Source organism: Phyllobacterium sp. MT110, from assembly GCF_058792715.1.
In genome coordinates this window covers 187,484-205,369 of sequence record NZ_JBXAFE010000006.1, presented here as the reverse complement: position 1 = coordinate 205,369, position 17,886 = coordinate 187,484, and the positions used below count along the sequence as shown (strand labels likewise).

19 protein-coding genes are annotated in these 17,886 nt (G+C 57.3%); 11 read left to right on the top strand and 8 right to left on the bottom strand.

What is annotated here, in order from left to right:
- Positions 1-43: 43 nt before the first annotated feature.
- Genes AC1Q5O_RS22645 through AC1Q5O_RS22625 form a run of 5 tightly spaced genes read left to right on the top strand, consistent with a single transcriptional unit; the run spans position 44 to position 4,388 of the window.
- On the top strand, positions 44-1,213 hold the full coding sequence (locus AC1Q5O_RS22645; protein ID WP_492566106.1) for a (5-formylfuran-3-yl)methyl phosphate synthase: 1,170 nt from the start codon (positions 44-46) through the stop codon (positions 1,211-1,213).
- A complete protein-coding gene (locus AC1Q5O_RS22640; RefSeq protein ID WP_492566104.1) occupies positions 1,210-1,845 on the top strand; it encodes an amino acid kinase family protein in 636 nt (211 codons plus the stop codon). The genes AC1Q5O_RS22645 and AC1Q5O_RS22640 overlap by 4 nt, the downstream gene beginning before the upstream one ends.
- Entirely contained in the window at positions 1,842-2,384 is a 543-nt protein-coding gene (locus AC1Q5O_RS22635; protein WP_492566102.1) for a flavoprotein, read from the top strand. Before AC1Q5O_RS22640 ends, AC1Q5O_RS22635 begins: the two co-directional genes overlap by 4 nt.
- Position 2,385: 1 nt before the next feature.
- Positions 2,386-3,786 carry a DUF6513 domain-containing protein gene (locus AC1Q5O_RS22630; RefSeq protein ID WP_492566100.1) on the top strand — a complete coding sequence of 467 codons (1,401 nt, stop codon included), beginning with the start codon at positions 2,386-2,388 and terminating at the stop codon, positions 3,784-3,786.
- Complete coding sequence (locus AC1Q5O_RS22625; protein WP_492566098.1) at positions 3,783-4,388, top strand: DUF447 domain-containing protein; 606 nt, start codon at positions 3,783-3,785, stop codon at positions 4,386-4,388. The genes AC1Q5O_RS22630 and AC1Q5O_RS22625 overlap by 4 nt, the downstream gene beginning before the upstream one ends.
- Position 4,389: 1 nt before the next feature.
- On the opposite strand, the gene AC1Q5O_RS22620 is transcribed toward AC1Q5O_RS22625, so the two are convergent.
- Positions 4,390-5,454 carry a hydantoinase/oxoprolinase family protein gene (locus AC1Q5O_RS22620; protein WP_492566096.1) on the bottom strand — a complete coding sequence of 355 codons (1,065 nt, stop codon included), beginning with the start codon at positions 5,452-5,454 and terminating at the stop codon, positions 4,390-4,392.
- Between the two features lie 27 nt (positions 5,455-5,481).
- Between AC1Q5O_RS22620 and AC1Q5O_RS22615 the strand changes: the two genes are divergently transcribed.
- The gene (locus AC1Q5O_RS22615) at positions 5,482-6,198 is read left to right on the top strand and encodes a HisA/HisF-related TIM barrel protein (RefSeq protein ID WP_492566094.1); all 717 of its coding nucleotides are present in this window, start codon (positions 5,482-5,484) and stop codon (positions 6,196-6,198) included.
- 119 nt (positions 6,199-6,317) lie between these two features.
- Here AC1Q5O_RS22615 and fae read toward each other — a convergent pair whose 3' ends face one another.
- From fae to AC1Q5O_RS22580, 7 genes are all read right to left on the bottom strand, one after another.
- A complete protein-coding gene (fae, locus tag AC1Q5O_RS22610) occupies positions 6,318-6,824 on the bottom strand; it encodes a formaldehyde-activating enzyme (protein WP_105734854.1) in 507 nt (168 codons plus the stop codon).
- A gap of 153 nt (positions 6,825-6,977) precedes the next feature.
- Positions 6,978-7,841, bottom strand: coding sequence for a triphosphoribosyl-dephospho-CoA synthase (locus AC1Q5O_RS22605; protein WP_492566092.1), 864 nt, complete (start codon positions 7,839-7,841; stop codon positions 6,978-6,980).
- Complete coding sequence (locus AC1Q5O_RS22600) at positions 7,838-8,752, bottom strand: ATP-grasp domain-containing protein (RefSeq protein ID WP_464663745.1); 915 nt, start codon at positions 8,750-8,752, stop codon at positions 7,838-7,840. The genes AC1Q5O_RS22605 and AC1Q5O_RS22600 overlap by 4 nt, the downstream gene beginning before the upstream one ends.
- 8 nt (positions 8,753-8,760) lie before the next feature.
- Positions 8,761-9,714, bottom strand: a complete 954-nt coding sequence (mch, locus tag AC1Q5O_RS22595) for a methenyltetrahydromethanopterin cyclohydrolase (RefSeq protein ID WP_464663747.1) — start codon at positions 9,712-9,714, stop codon at positions 8,761-8,763.
- The gene (locus AC1Q5O_RS22590) at positions 9,711-10,742 is read right to left on the bottom strand and encodes an ATP-grasp domain-containing protein (RefSeq protein ID WP_492566089.1); all 1,032 of its coding nucleotides are present in this window, start codon (positions 10,740-10,742) and stop codon (positions 9,711-9,713) included. The genes mch and AC1Q5O_RS22590 overlap by 4 nt, the downstream gene beginning before the upstream one ends.
- Before the next feature lie 70 nt (positions 10,743-10,812).
- The gene (locus tag AC1Q5O_RS22585; RefSeq protein WP_288191463.1) at positions 10,813-11,709 is read right to left on the bottom strand and encodes an NAD(P)-dependent methylenetetrahydromethanopterin dehydrogenase; all 897 of its coding nucleotides are present in this window, start codon (positions 11,707-11,709) and stop codon (positions 10,813-10,815) included.
- Positions 11,706-12,722: a beta-ribofuranosylaminobenzene 5'-phosphate synthase family protein gene (locus AC1Q5O_RS22580; protein ID WP_492566087.1), complete on the bottom strand. Its 1,017-nt coding sequence runs from the start codon at positions 12,720-12,722 to the stop codon at positions 11,706-11,708. Before AC1Q5O_RS22580 ends, AC1Q5O_RS22585 begins: the two co-directional genes overlap by 4 nt.
- A 101-nt stretch (positions 12,723-12,823) precedes the next feature.
- Here AC1Q5O_RS22580 and AC1Q5O_RS22575 point away from each other — a divergent pair, with 101 nt between their 5' ends.
- The 5 genes from AC1Q5O_RS22575 (at position 12,824) to AC1Q5O_RS22555 (ending at position 17,742) form a co-directional block, all read left to right on the top strand.
- On the top strand, positions 12,824-13,222 hold the full coding sequence (locus AC1Q5O_RS22575; RefSeq protein ID WP_464663753.1) for a 4a-hydroxytetrahydrobiopterin dehydratase: 399 nt from the start codon (positions 12,824-12,826) through the stop codon (positions 13,220-13,222).
- A gap of 83 nt (positions 13,223-13,305) precedes the next feature.
- Entirely contained in the window at positions 13,306-14,403 is a 1,098-nt protein-coding gene (locus AC1Q5O_RS22570) for a tungsten formylmethanofuran dehydrogenase (protein ID WP_492566085.1), read from the top strand.
- Positions 14,397-16,031, top strand: a complete 1,635-nt coding sequence (locus tag AC1Q5O_RS22565) for a formylmethanofuran dehydrogenase subunit A (protein ID WP_492566083.1) — start codon at positions 14,397-14,399, stop codon at positions 16,029-16,031. The genes AC1Q5O_RS22570 and AC1Q5O_RS22565 overlap by 7 nt, the downstream gene beginning before the upstream one ends.
- Positions 16,019-16,927, top strand: a complete 909-nt coding sequence (gene fhcD / locus AC1Q5O_RS22560; RefSeq protein ID WP_492566081.1) for a formylmethanofuran--tetrahydromethanopterin N-formyltransferase — start codon at positions 16,019-16,021, stop codon at positions 16,925-16,927. The genes AC1Q5O_RS22565 and fhcD overlap by 13 nt, the downstream gene beginning before the upstream one ends.
- Positions 16,924-17,742 carry a formylmethanofuran dehydrogenase subunit C gene (locus tag AC1Q5O_RS22555; RefSeq protein WP_492566080.1) on the top strand — a complete coding sequence of 273 codons (819 nt, stop codon included), beginning with the start codon at positions 16,924-16,926 and terminating at the stop codon, positions 17,740-17,742. Before fhcD ends, AC1Q5O_RS22555 begins: the two co-directional genes overlap by 4 nt.
- The last annotated feature ends 144 nt before the right edge of the window (positions 17,743-17,886 follow it).

The following is a 17,886-nucleotide window of genomic DNA, read 5'->3' as shown; positions in this document are numbered from 1 at the left end:
GCATGCGAGGCAAAGTTTCTCGGTTTCATGCGGGAGCAAGCCGATGACAAAAATGTTGGCCAGTGTGCAGAACCGTCAGGAAGCTGAAATTGTCTTTCAAAGCGGTGTGGATATCATCGATATGAAAGATCCGGCCAACGGCGCACTTGGCGCGGTCGACCTGAGCAAGGTCCTGGAAGTGAAGGACTTTATATCAGGCAGGCGGCCCATCAGTGCAGCGTGCGGCGATCTTCCCATGCATCCGGAAACGATCGGGCGGACGGTGAAAGAATTTGCAGCAGCAGGTCTGGACTATATCAAGATAGGTTTGTTTCCGTCCGGGCCGCTTGAGGCCTGCGTGACGGCGCTGCAGCCTCTTGCCTTACACAATAAATTGATTGCCGTCGTCTTTGCCGACAATTGGAGCGGTTACAGTCAAAACTTGTTTGAAACCTTGGCAGGTGGCGGATTTCATGGCGTGATGATCGACACCGCCGACAAATCCAAGGGCCGCTTGCTCAATCATCTGTCTCCAGACCAGATCGGCAAATTCGTCAGGAATGGCCAGTCGAACGGATTGATGGTCGGCGTCGCGGGATCACTCGAAGCACCGGATATCTCGCGGCTGTTAACCTACGATCCGGATTTTATGGGGTTTCGCGGGGCGCTCTGCGCTGACCTTGACCGCAAGGCATCCATTGATGCGCTGGCGACCGTGAAGATACGTGGTCTGATCCCCGAAGTGCTCGAGCAGGGAATGCCTGCCAGCGTCGACTACAAACTGCTTGCTGCGCGGGGGTATTTTCCTGAACCGGAAGAGGCGGGGCTCGGCACGGACAAGATTTTCGTTCGTGATTTTGTTTTGCCTGTGCATATCGGTGCCTATCGTTTCGAGCATGGGAAATCACAGAAGGTACGGTTCGACGTGACGGCCGAGGTTTTGCGGGTCACGCGCAATCCCGAGGATATGCGGCACGTGGTTTCCTACGATCTCATCATGGACGGAATTCGTGCCATTGTTGCCGAGGGCCACGTTGAGCTTGCCGAGACATTGGCGGAACAGGTGGCCGCACTGGTGCTTAGAAATCCACGGGTGACGCGGGTCTTTGTCCGCGCGGAAAAACTCGAAATTGGACCCGGCGGTGTCGGTGTCGAGATCGAGCGTACGCGCGATGTGAAAAATTCAGCCAAGCTGCGGTTTGCGCAGGTGCATGGGGGACGGAAGTCCTCATGAGGCTGCTTGTCGTGAAGCTTGGAGGAAGCACGGCGGGCCATGTGGAAATGCGGCGCTGGATCGAGGCGCTGGCAAGCGCAACGTTTCCGCTGGTGATTGTTCCCGGAGGCGGGCCTTTTGCCGATCAGGTGCGGGTCTCGCAAAAGCGTCTTGGCTATTCGGACGAAGCAGCGCATGCGATGGCAATCCTGGCGATGGATCAGTTTGGCATTGCTGTTGCTGAGCGTCATGAACGTTTCCAAACAGCACGGTCCATCGTGGAGATCGCTGACGCACTTGAAGCGGGGCTCATACCCGTCTGGCTGCCATCTGTGATGACAGCCGGAGCACCGGACATTCCCATGTCATGGGATATCACTTCGGATAGTTTGAGCGCGTGGCTTGCCGAACAATTGCAAGCTGACGCAGTGCTGCTCATCAAGCAGACCGATGAACACCAATACTATTCATCGGTAGAAGATGTTGCCGCTGCGGGCATCGTCGACAATATGCTTCGGGATATGCTTGGAGACGGCATGACTCTTCATATTGCCGGGCCGGCGATGTTGGATGCATTGGATTTACCCTTGGCAGGCTTTCCCGGACGCGTGATGATGCGCAACAGTTATTTCGAAGCAACGGGTGAGCAATGACACGACTGCATACGCCGCGATGGGCTTGGGCGCTGACCGGCTCCGGCCATTTCTTCGTGGAGAGTTTCGAGCTCATAAGAACACTCGAACATTGTGACGTGTTCGTCTCCAAAGCCGCCAATGAAGTCCTGCGCATGTATAAGGTGAAGCTCGATTTTCCCGAGACTACACGGGTTTTGCATGACAAGACCGCAAGTTCCGTGCCGGTTGGCGGCTTCTACAACGGGGTTTATCATACTGCGGTTGTTGCCCCGGCGACGTCGAATACCGTTGCCAAATGCGTCGCCGGCATTTCGGATTCCCTTCCGACCAATGTTTATGCGCAAGCCGGCAAATGCCGGGTGCCGTCCATTGTCTTTGCCTGTGATACGGCACCTGAGCTTGAGACGATGGCACCCGGCGGCATGGTCAAGGTCTATCCCAGGCCGATTGATCTTGAAAACACGGCACGTCTCAAGACCTATGAGCGGACCGAGGTCGTCGAGTCTCTGGCAGAGTTGAAGGCAGCCATCGCGCGCCGTGCCAATGAGGTCGCTTGATATGGCGGAGCATCTTCTGTTCCTGACCGGGCATTTGGCCCGTTCACGGCTGGAGCGCATCCTTGCCGGCCTCAACGACGTAGCGTTCACCTATGAAATCGTCGACATCGGCGTGAAGGTTGCGGCGCTTATGAGCGAAGAGATTATCGCGCGTCGGTTGAAATTGCCGGTGACCGCCGACCGTGTCATTCTGCCCGGGCGATATCGTGGTGATCTTGATCGTCTGGGCCAGCGCTTTGGCGTTCCCTTCGTCCGGGGCCCCGATGAAGTTGCCGATCTGCCTGTTTTTCTCGGCCGGGTGGGCAAGCCCGTTGATCTCTCCATGCACAATATGCGTATCTTTGCAGAAATCGTCGATGCGTCGGCATTGTCGCTGGAGGCATTGACGCAGCGCGCTTTGAAACTTGCCGCGGCAGGTGCCGATGTCATCGATCTCGGCTGCCTGCCTGAAACGCCGTTTCCGCATCTTGCCGACGCCATTCGCCGTTTAAAGGCGCAAGGCCTCTCCGTCAGCGTGGATTCCGCCAACCCCGGGGAACTTGAAACCGGCGCCGCGGCCGGTGCGGATTATCTACTAAGTCTGACTGAGGAAACCGTTGATCTGGCGGTAAGATACAGTGTTACTCCAATCCTCATTCCTTCGATTGCCGGTGATCTCGATTCGCTTGGCCGTGCGATTCACAAGGCACAGACAGCCGAGATTTCTTTCATCGCTGATCCGGTGCTCGATCCCATCCATTTCGGTTTTACCGCTTCGCTCGGCCGGTTCATGGAGGCACGCCGCCGCTGGCCGGATATCCCGATGATGATGGGTACGGGCAATCTGACCGAGCTCACCGATGCGGATTCCTCCGGTGTAACGGCGCTGCTCTCGGGTATCTGCTCGGAACTGTCGATAGACAATGTTCTGGTCGTCAATGTCAGCCCCCACACCGTTCGCACGGTCGAGGAGCATGACCACGCCCGCCGCATGATGTTTGCAGCCAAACAGGATCATGCCCTGCCGCGTGGCTATGACGCGGGCCTGTTGCAGGTTCATGATCGCAAACCCTATCCGAACAGCGTTGAGGATATCGCCGCGCTGGCCGGTGATGTGCGGGATGCCAATTTCCGCATTATGACCGCGCCGGATGGCATCCATGTTTTCAACGCCAGTGGTCACGCGACTGCGCAGGATGCATTTGAACTTTTTCCGCGTCTCGACGTTGAATCGGATGGCGCTCATGCATTTTATCTGGGCGCGGAACTGACCAAGGCTGAAATAGCCTGGAAACTGAGCAAGCGTTATGCGCAGGACGAACCACTTTCCTGGGGAGCGGGTGCGCCGGAAGAGCAGGCGGACCGTCTCAGGTTAAAGGAAGCGGGCCACACGTTGCGAGCGAAGAAGGATAGGGCGACTTGACCTATATCAGGGAAACCATCGTCACCACGGTCGATGCCGCCGGTATTGTTCACATTGCACCGCTTGGTATCATCGAGCAGGATCATGGTTGGATCATCGCTCCGTTTCGTCCTTCAAAGACACTGGAGAACCTGGCGGCTGTCCCCTTCGCCATTGCCAACTATACCGACGATATGCTGGTGTTTGCCGGTTGCCTGACGGGACGCAAGGACTGGCCGACCGTTGCCGTCGCGAATTGTCCGGTCCCGCGTCTCCAATCCGCGCTGAGCCATTCCGTGCTTGAGGTGGTGTCTGTCGACGATGACGGGCTGCGACCGCGCCATTTCTGCAAAGTGGTTTCCGAGGCGACGCATGCCCCTTTTACCGGGCTCAACCGTGCCAAGGCTGCCGTGCTCGAACTGGCTATTCTGGTCAGCCGGCTGCACATGCTGCCGCAGGACAAGATCGAAGCTGAAATCGCCTATCTTACGATTGCAATTGACAAGACTGCTGGACCGGATGAGCTGCTGGCCTGGTCATGGCTGCTGCAGCGGGTAAAAGAATATCAGGAGACGGCCGATTCCAAAGGCAAGAGCGCGGCCCATCCTTCCGGCACAGCCTAGGTTATCCCTGCAAGTACATTGAAGCGAGCAGCGCGACCGCCGCCGCTGGCGCAGCCTTGCTGGCGTCGTCGCGGGCACCTGGCGCTGCCGGTATCAACGTTCCGAAATCGACATAGGGCCGGTCCATGCGCTTGGCGAGCTGTCTGATCTGCGGTCTGCCAATACCGGCACCGACAATCGGCGCATCGGCAGCTCGCGCAAGATCGCGTGCGACGCGAAATGCGCCATCATGGATCATTCGCAACTGGTGCTCGCTGAACCACCGGGCAATATCGATCCATTCCGCCTCTTTAAGGTCACTGGTATCGCGCCCGACCATGCGCGCCAGTCTCTGGATCGATCCGGCGAGTGTTTTCGGCTGGCGGTCGGCGGATGGATATTTATCATCAGCTTCATCCAGCGTGCCGAGAATGCGGCCGAGATCGGCGGTGTTGGCGAAATATTCGTTCATGAGCGGGGTCATATGCCCCCCTACCGGGACGAGCGCCGCGATGCCGATCAGCGCCGAGCGGGCGAACCCCGTATAGACCAGTTCACCCGTCAACAGTCGCTCCGCATCGGAATAGCCGCGATGGATCAGGTCGCCGTTCATGAAGGCAAGAATATCCGTCGTTGTTGACCCCATATCGACAAAAAGACCGGTATCGGCCAGCTTTGCACTCAATGATGCCGTTGCGTGCCAATTGGCCGAGGCGATATCGCTCCCCAAGCCGCGGGCGGCGGCAATGTCGCAGAAACCTCCGCGACCCGCATAGATGAGCGTATTCTCGTTGCCGAATTTTTCTTCGATGAAATCGAGGAGGCCGGCAACTCCCGCATCGCGGGACGTGAATGTATCCGAGAGTTCGCCGGTCATGGTGAATACATTGAAAGTGCCGTCTGCCTGCAAAGGCCCCAGTTCACGCAGAGCCTCATGCACCTGATCGACACCAAGCCAAAGCGGTGTCTTGAAGATTTTTGCCGAGACAATCTCGCCATTTCGGCATTGTGCCATTTTGAGATGGGCACCGCCCACATCCCAACCTGTGATCAGGGGCTTTCCTTTGCTGGCAAATCGGGATTTCATGGCTGTATCATTCCTTGGATTCTGCTCGTGCATATCATTCCGGTACTCGACATAAAAGATGGTCTCGTTGTCCGTGCTCATGTGGGCAATCGCGCGGCCTATCGGCCCATCGAAACACCACTCAGCCCAACGGCCGATATCCTCGATGTCGCGCAAGGCCTACGCCAGCTCTACCCCTTTCCTGCATTTTATGTCGCTGAACTGGATGCCATACAGCAAGGTCTTGCCGCCGGTGCGCTGGAGCGTCTGAAACCATTGATTGCCGTGGCTGATGTCTGGCTGGATGCCGGCTTCGCAAGCCTGCGCCAATTGGAAGACGTCTTGACGATGGACGGTGTCTGGCCGGTATTGGGTTCGGAGTCCCAGGCCGATACCTCCGTTCTTGGGCATTTGAGCGGAAATCCGCGACTGGTTCTCTCCCTGGATTTTCGCGGGGATCAGTTTCTTGGACCTCCCGCGCTTTTCGAGAATGCGGATCTTTGGCCTTCCCGGGTTATCGTGATGACGCTTCGCCGCGTTGGCAGCAATGCGGGGCCGGATTTCGAACGATTGACCGAGATCAAGCGCCGCGCCGGTGATCGCGCCGTCATTGCCGCCGGGGGCATTCGACATGCCGCCGATCTTGAACAACTGGAAGCGCTTGGCATTTCAGCAGCACTTGTGGCGACCTCTCTGCACAGCGGCTCCCTTTCCCCGGAGGCGATCTCATCGCTGATGAACGGGAACGATTCCAGGACGGGGTGAACAAGGGGAATGATTGCTCTTCCCCTTGTCCGGGTTCAGAAGCCCAAACTTTTTGCCAACCGGCGCAACAGGCCATCCGGTGCGACAGAGGGCATACTCTGTGCGAGGTTGTGTCTTGTCTAAGCGCTGAAGGGGTGTTTCACGGAATCGCGCTGCGCGGTTGCTTCGGCGGCAGTCGGCTTGCCCGTTACTGCGCGCTCAAGAGCTTCCTTGGTTGCACGATAATTGAAGTCCTGAATCTTGGCGTCGTCTTCAGCCTCCCAATGGATGAAAACACCGACGCAGATAAACAGATCGTCTGCTTCATCTGCCGGAATCGTGCCGTCTGCAACGCTGTCCTGGACCGCTTTAGCCACCGCATGCTGTGCCGGGCCAAACATCTGGACCGCCTGCTTGGCTCCCTTGATGGTAACCTTGTTGAACAGAATGGTGTTTGGCTTGCACGCCAAATTCGGCGCGATGACTGCAAGCAGGGATGTGAAGCCATCCTTGTTGTTCGTCAATGCATTGCAGAATGCTGTTTCAACAGCACTGCCGCGCGGTCCGATCAGAAGATCGATATGCGCAACTTCATTCCCATCGCCCACAAGCGACTCGCCAACCATAACCTTATTGATTTTAGCCACAGCCAAATTCCTCCCTAAACTGTTTCCAAGTGGTTTGTCCAAAGACGCCGTACCTCGAGACACGACTCTCGATGGACAGCTATCCTTGTTCACAGCACCCCCAGAACGGGGTCGGTTGGCCAGATAGCAGCGGACAAAATCCGCTGGAGAAATTCAAGCATTTACCTCGCCATTATGCAAGAGCCAGATAAGTCTGGATGCAAAAAGGGTCGCAACTGTAAGATCAGCCGAGGTGCCTGGATTGATATCTCGAGCTTTAAGTTGGGCATCGAAAGCAAGGAGCAGTTTTTCTCGCTCGCGGCCGTCGTGCATCTCCGTCATCCGCGCAAGGATTTTCTCTGCGGCCTGTCGCGTTTCTTCGGCAATTGGCGTGCCGTGTTTGCGGATGATATGGCTATCGGGAAAATTCGAGAGAAAATACAGATAAACCAATACGCTCGGCCACATCGCAGGTTCATTCCGCTCGATGGCTGCGCCATGGGCTGACAAACCGCCGGTGAAGATGTCGGAGAAGTTCGTCGCATATTGCCGGGCAATCATGTCCCGCTCGGATGCGGCACGCATGGCTTCCAGAAGCGGCACATCCGGTTCATTGGCAACATCATGTTCCGGCGCCGATCCGAGGCCGCCTGGCTGTGCCAATGTGATCGCCGCGAATACGTCGCGCGCATCGTTCATGTCGAGTTGGGCGAGTGTCGCTGCGAGGCTGAGCTGCAGGTCTGATGTCTCACTGGCAGCAGCCCGCGCAAGCGGGGCGCACAGGAGAAGAATGCCCAGATTGGTATTGGTCTGAACCTTCAGCCGCGTCGCGGCAACGGCCGCAAGAATACGCTGGCCGACAGAATTGACGGGATCGCTCAACGGGCCGGATGAAACCTGCGCGCTGTCGAAAAACTGCTGCGCATTCATGCGATGACCATCCGCGAAGACATGCACGTTGCCTGGTTTCAGTGCCTCGATCTCCTGATAGCAGGCGTCGATATAGGCGCGGCGGATGTGTTCGCGTGTCAGGCTCACGCTGCTGGCCTCTCACCGATGTCAGGTTCAATCCGGGTGACAAGTGCGCCGGCAATACAGTCTGCAATGCGGACCGGCACGACCGATTGAAGCCCGGACCAGGCCGGCATGCTGTTGACTTCGAGAACAAGAAGTTTGCCATCAGCTGCAGGGATGATGTCGATCCCGGCAAAATCCGTGCCGATGGCGGCCGACGCGGCGAGCGCAAGTTCTTCCAGCTTGCTCCTCAACGGGCCAATGACCGGCTCCGCCTTCGCGCCCTTGGCAATATTGGTGATCCATCCTTCGGCCCGGCGTGCCATCATACCCAGCACTTCTCCCGCGCAGGTGAAGACCCGGTAATCGCAGTAAGGTGGCCCTGGCCGCGCCACGAAACGCTGCAAATAATAAACATCATCCATTTCCTCCGGCTGCGGCAGGTCCTCAATGCTGCGGATCAGCCTGATCCCCCGGCCTTGCGAACCGAAAAGCGGTTTGAGCACCAGTGGTCCGTGCGTGAGTTCCCGCTCCGCAATGATCTTGGCATTGGCCAGACTTTCAACTGCAAAAGTCTCCGGTGTCGGCAACCCTGCCTGTGCCAGAAAGAATGTCGTCGTGGATTTGTCGACGCACCGCTCGATCGCCTTGGCAGAATTCCAAACGGGAACGCCAAGATGAGCAAGGGCGTGCAGGATCCCGAGACGGCGCGTGATCGCCTCGAATGTCCCTGATGAAATCGACCGTACGATGACGGCAGCGGGTAAGGCGCCGTTCATGCGCGGGACGGCAATGCCGGAGGGGTACCGGGTATCAAAACCGATATCTGCCAGCGGCAATGTCTGGACATTGAATCCATGCGATCGCAGTGCGGTGCGCAGTTGTTTCACCTGACCGTCGGGCCGGTCGGAAAGGATCAGTATTGTTTCTGTCATTGTGTCCGTCAGTCCAGGGATTGTTTGAGCATTGCTTCATGGATTCCACCGCTGCGGAAAGTATCGCCGGTTTCAATCGCGGTAACAATGACCTCGGCGGGGCTGAACAGATGCGGATCGATCGCGTAGAAATCGCCTTTGAATTTCTTGAATATGTCGGCGAAAGGCTGGCCGTGGTCGCGTGATGTATGGCTGGGAAGCTGTTCCGCGAGTGTGCGTGCGGCTTCTGAGGTGCCGCGCACGAAAAGCTGGACGGTGCCGCCATAGATGATCGCGTCGTTGGTTCTGCCCATCGCCTTCAGAAAGTCCGGATGCGGAGCAGGGATGGGCGCGCGGCCCGCGCCGTCCACGATGTCACCCAGCGGAAATTTCAGATCGTGTGCCTTGTGCATTGCGACTTCAAGAACACGCCCGACAATCTGTACCGCACCCGTCAGACTTTGCGTCGGTGCATAGATGAATGTCAGGTTCTCGGGTGCAAATCCTGTTGCCTTGGACACTTTCTCAACAATGGCCACAGGCGGCGGCGTCGTGGTTTCAAGGACGATGACCGACGATTTTGCCTCAGGTTCACGATAGGCAATTTCATCAAAGAGTGGTTCGACCCGCGCCAGTGTCCGGGCTGGCCCCGATCCCATGGCGAAGTATTTCTCATGCGAGAGGTTCCAGCCGGCATACTGGCTGGCAAGGCAGGCCAAAACCGGTTGTGAAGATCTGACATGCACGCTGTAGGGCCATTTGCCTGTATCGAGTGTTGCCGAAACCACGCCAAGACCACCCATGCAGATTTCGACAATCCGCAGTCCGGCTTCGACGCCGCCCGGACAACTTGCCCCTGCGTCAATCACATGCTCGCCAAGCTTGCCACGACTGTGATTGATGCCAAGCCGTCCCGCTTGCTCGATCATCTTATCTGCCAGATGTTGAGCGCTTCTGTTGAGATAGGCGTGACCGTCTCTCATGAAAACTCCTCCCTCCAATTAACCGCGAGTTGTTTGACGCGGCCCTTCACGGCTTTCATCGCTGCGGAGGCAGAGGGAGCCGTGGCGAAAACGGTACAAACAGGATCACCGGCTTGAAGGGAGGTGCCTGCTGTTTGGTGGTCTGCGGTGAGCGTCGGCCAAACAACATCCGGAAATGCACTGATGGCTTTTGCGGTATAGGCGATTGCCGAGGCCGCCGAGATTTTGTAGCTGGGTATCGAGAAATTCGATCCGGTGACCGCATGCAAATGCTGGCGCAGAAGAGGCGTTTCTTCCGTATCGAAAATATCGAGCGTGGCACCTGGTCGTGGATTGATTTCGATGAGATGCAGACCCTCTGCGCCAACGATGAAATCGGCGCTGCATAATCCGGTCAAACCGGTCCGTCGGGTCAAAGCCGTCAGCCAATCGCCTATCTGCTGTGCTCTGCGCGGGTTGTAGCGGAGTAGCCGGACCGCGCCTCCATAGCGAAAGGGGCTGTTTTCCGACGGAGAAAACCATTGCCGGCTCAAGCCAATTAGGTGCGCCTTGTCCCCATTGGCCAGAAACAGGGCAGAGAGATTCCTGCCTCGGACAAACCGCTGAAAATAGTATTCTTGTCCCGATGTTCCGCGATGCGCGGGCCTCACATGTGAACCGCCCGCACCACCGGTCAACTTACTCAGCCAATCCCGAGGATTGTCGGGAGTGTCGAAACATATATCGGGATGCGGTATGGCTAACTCGGTGCACAGCTGCGACAGAGAGACGGGGTCCTTGACGAGACGAACCGTCCCGGCGCTGTTTCCTGCAACGGCAAAGTGTTGTGAAATCGCCTCTATCATCTGCGGATCGCGCTCGAAACCGGAGCCGTAGATCACGGCCACCGGGTCCTCATCGCCGGCCAGTTTCTGCAGCGTTTCAACAAGATGTTTTCGGTCTATACCGTTCTGCAGGCTCCCCGAAAGCTTCACGGCGCGTTCCGCCAATGCCAGCGTGTCAGCATCGTTGAAGAGGTCGGCAACCAACGGCCGCAAGCCAGCCCGCCGCGCCGCCGCGGCAAGCGAGCGTCCAGAGACAGCGGCTATCAGAACCGCATTATTTGGCGAGTTCGCGAGCAAGGGCAAATGCGTCCCGAAAATCAAAGATAACCGGCTTCTTCGCCTTGATCATCTGTTCGAACAAACCGGCTTGAGTCTTGTATTTGACATTACCGATGGAAAGCGGGCCAATGCCGACAGCTTCTGTCGCATCGAGCGGATCAGCATTGGCGTTGACCTTCAGTCCCTCGATACCAGCTGGCGGAACGGCGTTGACGTCGGCAGCGATCAGAAGCTTGCCGGCCTTGCCGAGTTGTGCGGCCGATATGACCTGCACACCCGCTTTTGCGGCGGCCAGCACGACCTCTGCGGTTCGCAGGACCTCCATTTTTTTTGCTTCTGTTGACCCATCAGCTGGTTCAACAGTCAGATTGAACCTTTGCTTGATCGAAGCGGCGATCGCCTTCACCCGCTCAATGCCGTCATGGCCGATGACCGTCACGTTTGCCCCCTGTTGGGCTGTAATCACCGCGGTGCAATAGCCGACCACGCCTGTCGCGCCGAAGACTGCCACGCTGGTTCCTTCCAGCTTGCGGCCGTGAATTTTGGCGAGAGCCTTTTCGACTTTGGCTACCATGGCGGCGGCGGTCGTGAATGATCCCGCCGGGTCGGCAAACACCGAGATTTCGAAGGGCGGAACCATGGCATTCCTTGCTGCATCCAGCATGTCGAGCGCTGCGGGCGCGTCCTTGCCAGCAAGGAAAATGCCCGTGGCCACACCCGCATCCGGTGGCCGCGAGAATATGGCGTCTTGAACAAGATTTCCGACATCCGAAAGAGTGACGTCGGTGTAGGGAACAACGGCGTCATAACCTGCGTCGAGCGCCATGTTGACGTCGAAAGGGCTCATTTGCCGAAGCGGGGTTAGCATATGCAGGATCGTTTTGCGGCTCACGGTATCCGCTCCTTCTTGATGACGGCGCCCATGGTACAAGCTCTGGCAAGATTCAGAGCGGTATGCGTGATATCAGCCCCGGCATTTCTTCCTGCGACGATTTGAATGGCCGTGCCATGCGGGTTGCTGTGGATGGTATTGACGATCCGCTCGGCTTCCGCCTGTGACGCGGCGAAGGCGAAGCCCGTCGGTCCCCATGAACTCTGGCCAATACCGACTGCGCCAGCCTCTGCAAGCTGCGTGATAGTGGTTTCAACGTGTTTGCTGGTAAAAATTCCACCCTGCGCGGGTGCAAAATAATTGCCGATCTCGGTCTGGATGGCGGCGATCGCCCGGCCAAACAAGGCAAGGTTCCGTTCGATCAGGCCGGGCATGGCGCTCATCAGCACAAGACGGCTGATCGCTGCCGATGTCGCCACAGGGAACGGAGGTAACGCCTTGAAAGCTTCGACCTCGGCATTGCCGTGAATACCTTGGGTTGACGTGTCGAAGACAAGAATGATTCGCCATTCCTCGGGAAATGCAATCCGCGAGATAATGGTGGGTGCAGCGCCGTGGGTGGCTTTTCCGGCATCGATAATGACACCCCCCGCGTCGAAAGCAGCTATGCCGATGCCGGACCGCGTCCCGCGTCCCAGCAGATGGGCATCGTTCACGATATCAAGCGGTATCGCATGCAGGGTGCGCAGCGCCGCTGCAACGGCAAGGGCAATCTGGGTGCCGGAGCCAAGGCCGATATGTCGGGGAATGGTTCGATGCACGACAACCCTGTGGTGCGCCGCGATCCCAAGCTGACGGGAAAGGGTTGCAACGTGCTGCGCAACGCGTTCCCGCTCGTCTCCTTCGATATGGGCTTTTGCCGCGCGGGAGATCGTCAGAACGGTCGAAATGTCCTGAATGGGTAAGCCAATACTGCCGAACCGGTCCTGACCAGGTTCGGGTACGTTGCGTGGTATATCAAGGAAGCCAAGGTGAAGACGGGCCGGGACTTCGATCGTGACGGATTCCGACATTTGCTTAATTTACACAATCTCAGAAATCGGGCCCTGCAGTATGATATCGTCTTTCGGGCGAGGCGCAAGCACCATGAGCAAAGAAGTGGAGGATTGGTCAAATGGTTGAAGAAGCGAAAGGGACGAGGCCCGCTGAAAAGGTGTATTCAGAACCTGAAATTATTGCGAGACTTGAGAAAGATCTGCCGCACTGGCGCTATGAGAACGGTTGGATTCGCCGGAAATACAAGACGCATGGCTGGAAATCGACCCTGATGGTCATCAATACCATCGGTCATCTGGCGGAGGCGGCCTGGCATCATCCGGATCTTAAGGCATCGTATGCCTGGGTGGAGGTGCTGTTGATGAACCATGCTGCCAAAGGCGTTACCGACAAGGACTTCGATCTTGCAGCGAAGATTGAAAGCGTTGTCCAGTGGCAGCCGGGCCAGGAGGCGGGATCGCTTGAAGGGACGCCGCAAACTGACCAGCGCTTTGCCTATATCAAGTACGACAATTGATCCCGTAAACTTTTGCATCTCCATAGGGTTCACATTCGAAAAAAAATAGCTAAGCTCAGGTTGGCACCAGAAAGTTGCGGAATATGTCGGTTGCATGGATTGGCAGCCAGCCGGTACCTTTGACGGATGCAATTCGGAATGCTGCGAAGCTTCTGGCATCATGCCGCTGCCCAGTTTTCACTCTCGATACGGATGTGCATGGCACGCGCAGCACCATCGCGCTGGCGACCATGTTGGGCGGCGCTTACGATCACGCCAAAGGTCAGGTGCTTGCAAATGAAGTTGCATTGTTCACAAATCATGGCGGCATGTTCACGACGCCGGGAGAAGCGCGCCGTCGCTCCAGCCTGATCATTCTGGTCGGTGAAATCCCGCCCCTGCACCACGACCTTTTGCAGGCCTGGGCGGCCTCGCAACCCGATCTTGGTGACAAACACAGCCGTCGCTGGTTTCACATCGCGAGCGATGAAACAAGTTCATTGCATGGCAAACTTCTGCGGCAGTTGAAGGCTAAACCGCTGCGCGGCGAGGGCCTTTCGCTGGAAACGACGCTGGCGGTTCTGCGGGCTCGATTGCAGGGCCGTCCTGCATTGTCCTCGCTGAGCAATATCGATTCTTTTGAAAAGGCCCTGGCGACCGCGCAATTCCCGGTTTTCGTGTTTTCCGGCAGTTCAGTTGAAACTGCGGGTCTCGTCATGTTGCAGGGGTTGATCGCCGACCTGAACAGAATGGGGCGTGCCAGCAGTGTATTCCTGCCGGCTGACGACGATGCATGGGGTTCTGCTCTTGCCTCGCTGTGGATGACCGGATTTCCACTCCGGACAGGTTTTATCAATAGCCTCCCAAGCTATGACCCGGTGCAATGGGACGTCCAGCGCATGATTCATGCGAAGGAAGCGGATCTTCATGTCTGGGTGTCGGGGCGTGGCGGTCAAAGTCCCCCCAGGGGGGGGGAGGTCGCCTTGATTTCGTTGAGCCGGACCGAAGTGCCAACAGCTGGCGCGGCGGTAACGATTGCCGTTGGTCAGGCTGGGGTGGATCATGATGGTGTTGCCTATTCGAGCCGGATCGGCACGTTCAGAGCGGTACAGGCCGCCACACCGTCGCATCTGCCCAGTGTTTCAAAGGTCATAGGCCAATTGGCTGATGCATTGCCTGGAAGAAGGGAATTCGCATGCTGATCCGGTTGTCAGGCGGTGACGTCGTCGATCCCGTCAACGGCAAAACCAGCCAGCGTGACGTTTGGATCAGGGATGAGGTGCTCATCGATGCGCCAACGGATGAAACGGCAGATCAAACCCACGATGTTTCGGGTTGTATCGTCATGGCTGGCGCTATCGATATTCATTCCCATATCGGTGGCGGCAATGTGAATACCGCGCGCCTGCTCCTGCCGGAGCATCACGCGGCACACATGCCAAGGCCTGCCAATACGCCACTGTTGAATGCAGGCTGGTCGACTTTCCAGACCGGCTGCCTCTATGCGCAAATGGGTTTCACGACGGTGGTGGAGCCGGCCATGGCGCCCTACACCGCGTTGCATACGCACCTGGAGCTGGCCGATATTCCGATTATTGACAGGGCGACATTGGCGATACTCGGCAATGACGATTTTACCCTGTCGTTGCTGCGTGACGGCAAATCGTCGGCAATGATCGACGACTATGTGGCGTGGGTGGTCGGTTCAACACGCGCTCTTGGTGTCAAAGTCATCAATGCCGGCGCAGCTGCGGCGTTCAAGGACAATGTCCGCTCCTTCGCGCTGGATGACGTGGTTCCGGAATATGGCGTCAGCTCGCGCAAGATCGTCAAGTCGCTTCAGTCCTCCGTGACCCGGCTTGGCATCCCGCATCCGCTGCATGTCCACGCCAACAATCTCGGCATTGCCGGCAGCGCCGATACGGCGGCTGCAACCATCGCGGCAACGGAGGGTGTGCCCCTGCATCTGGCCCATCTGCAATTCTATGGCTATGGCACCGGAGGCAAGCGGAAGTTCTCGTCGGAGGCAGCGCGGCTGGCGGAAGCCGTCAATGCCAATCCTGATGTCACAATCGATGTCGGTCAGGTCATGTTCGGCCAGACCGTGACAATTTCCTCGGACGTGATGCGGCAGTTTTCCGCCATCGGCAACGCCAGTCCGAAAAAGACAATCATCTTTGATGGTGACGGCAATGGCGGTGGCGGAATCGTGCCCTATCGCTACAAACAGGATTACTACGGTTCGCTGCAATGGGCTATCGGGCTTGAGCTCTTCTTGCTGATCACCGATCCATGGCGGGTGTTCTTCACGACCGATCATCCCAATGGCGCGCCATTCACGGCCTATCCGGAATTGTTCGAACTGCTGATGAGCAGTGCGTCCCGCGACACGAAATCGGCGGAACTCAATGCTGCGGCGCTTGAACTGACGACGCTCGCGTCGGTTCGTCGCGAATATACCCTGGAAGAGATCGCGATCATGACCCGGGCGGCGCCCGCCAAATTGCTTGGTCTCAAGGATCGCGGTCATCTGGGAGCAGGGGCGATTGCCGATATCGCCGTATACCGGAAGGGCAGGGATATCGCCAAAATGTTCCGCGAGGCCGCATTGGTTTTCAAGAATGGCGATCTGGTCGTTAAAAATGGCAAGGTCAGTCGATATCGTTGGGGCAAAACGCTTCGGCTCAATCCGCCGCCCGACAAGGCGATAATCAAGCGCATGAAGACCTATCACGAAGAGCGTTATGGACTGTCACTGGACTGGTTCACATTTCCGGATTCTGCCATCCAGCGCGACGAACCGTTTGCCGAGGTGCCATGCAACAGCTGAGCCGCAATGGCGTTCTTATTGACGATACCTTCGCCGAAGCTTTCGGCATGCGTGCGACGGCCATCATCATCACCGCGCCGACCCTGAAATGGGCGCGGCAGGCCGCCATCACCATGACAGGCTATGCGACCTCGGTTATTGGCTGCGGTTGCGAGGCCGCGATTGATGTCGATTTGCCCGCATCCAAGACGCCGGACGGGCGGCCGGGATGCCGCGTGATGATTTTTGCCATGGGAACCGACGATCTGCAGAAGCAATTGAAAAGCAGGCTTGGCCAATGTGTGCTGACTTCGCCGGGAAGTGCCTGCTTTGCCGGTCTCGAAGGGACGGCTCCGCTCGACCTCGGCAATTCGCTGCGCTACTTCGGCGACGGCTGGCAGATATCAAAGAAATTTGGCGGAAAGCATTATTGGCGCGTTCCCGTCATGGATGGCGAATTCCTGTGTGAAGCAACAACGGGGCTGACCAAGCTTGCGGTTGGCGGTGGCAATCTGCTGTTTCTCGCGGCTGATAACACCAAAGCCTTGAATGCGGCGGAATACGCGGTTTCCGCCATCGAGAAAGTAGCGGGAGTGATCATGCCATTTCCCGGCGGGATCGTTCGTTCCGGTTCGAAAGTGGGCGGAAAATACAAGGGGATGATGGCTTCTACCAATGACGCCTTTGCACCGACATTGCGCGGCGTTGTTGACAGCGCCTTGACGCCCGGGGTCAACGCGGTGCTTGAAATCGTCATTGATGGGGAAACCAGTGATGCGGTTGCAGCTGCCATGCGCGCGGGGTTGAAGGCGGCCATTGATCTTGGTCCGGAAAAGGGCGCGTTGCGAATAAGCGCTGGCAATTACGGCGGCAAGCTTGGCAAATTCCATTATCATCTGAAGGATCTGCTGCCATGAAAGCGTTGACCTTCTCGCTGTTGGCCCAACCGGTCGAACGTCTGGATCTATCATGCCTGACGCCTGCGGCTTTGGCCGGACTGACGGATGTCCAGATTGCCAAATTGCGCATCGGGACGAGCCGTAATCCGGCCCTGGTCGGCGATGTGTTCAGGATCACCGGTAAAGACGTGAACCATATCGTGTTCGAGGGCGGCAGTTCACGGTTTGACAAGGTGGGGGCAGGGTTGAGTGCCGGATCAGTCCGAGTGATGGGGGATGTCGGCAACCAGGCGGGCAGAAGGCAGTCCGGCGGCGCGCTGTATGTGGACGGGAGTGCCGGAACCCATGCCGGTTCGGGCATGATCAATGGACGGCTCGAGATCAAAGGCAATGCCGGAGACTATCTCGGTGGGCCGCTTGCCGGAGAAATCACCGGCATGGAGGGCGGCCTGTTGATCGTCCGCGGGAAGGCCGCAAATTATGCGGGGGACCGCCTTCGCCGCGGAACCATCGCGATACTCAAAGGTTGTGGCGATTATGCCGGCTATCGCATGATCGCCGGAACAATTGTCATTACCGGCCACACCGGCGCCATGGCTGGTTATCTCATGAAGCGCGGTTCATTGCTGCTTGATCGCCCGCCGGAGAATTTGTCGCCAACTTTCATGCCGTGCGGCGAGCCTGATATTGCTTTCTCCCGGCTGTTCGATCGCTTTCTTATGGATGAGAAAATCTTGGACAAGCCGCTTCTCGGTCCAAAGCCGGGAAAGTATGGCGGCGATACTGCGGTGTCTGGCAAAGGGGAAGTGTTATTTCGACAACAGCATCGTTGAAGGCCTGCGCTGAATTCAGCGATGGCTGCACATGAACTGTATACTTTATTGGTGCCAATAACAGAGAAAATTGTCGACAATATCGTTGACAAAGCAAAATCCTTGTGGCCTATGGAGGGAAATAAAAGTCGCGGGCAAGCCTGA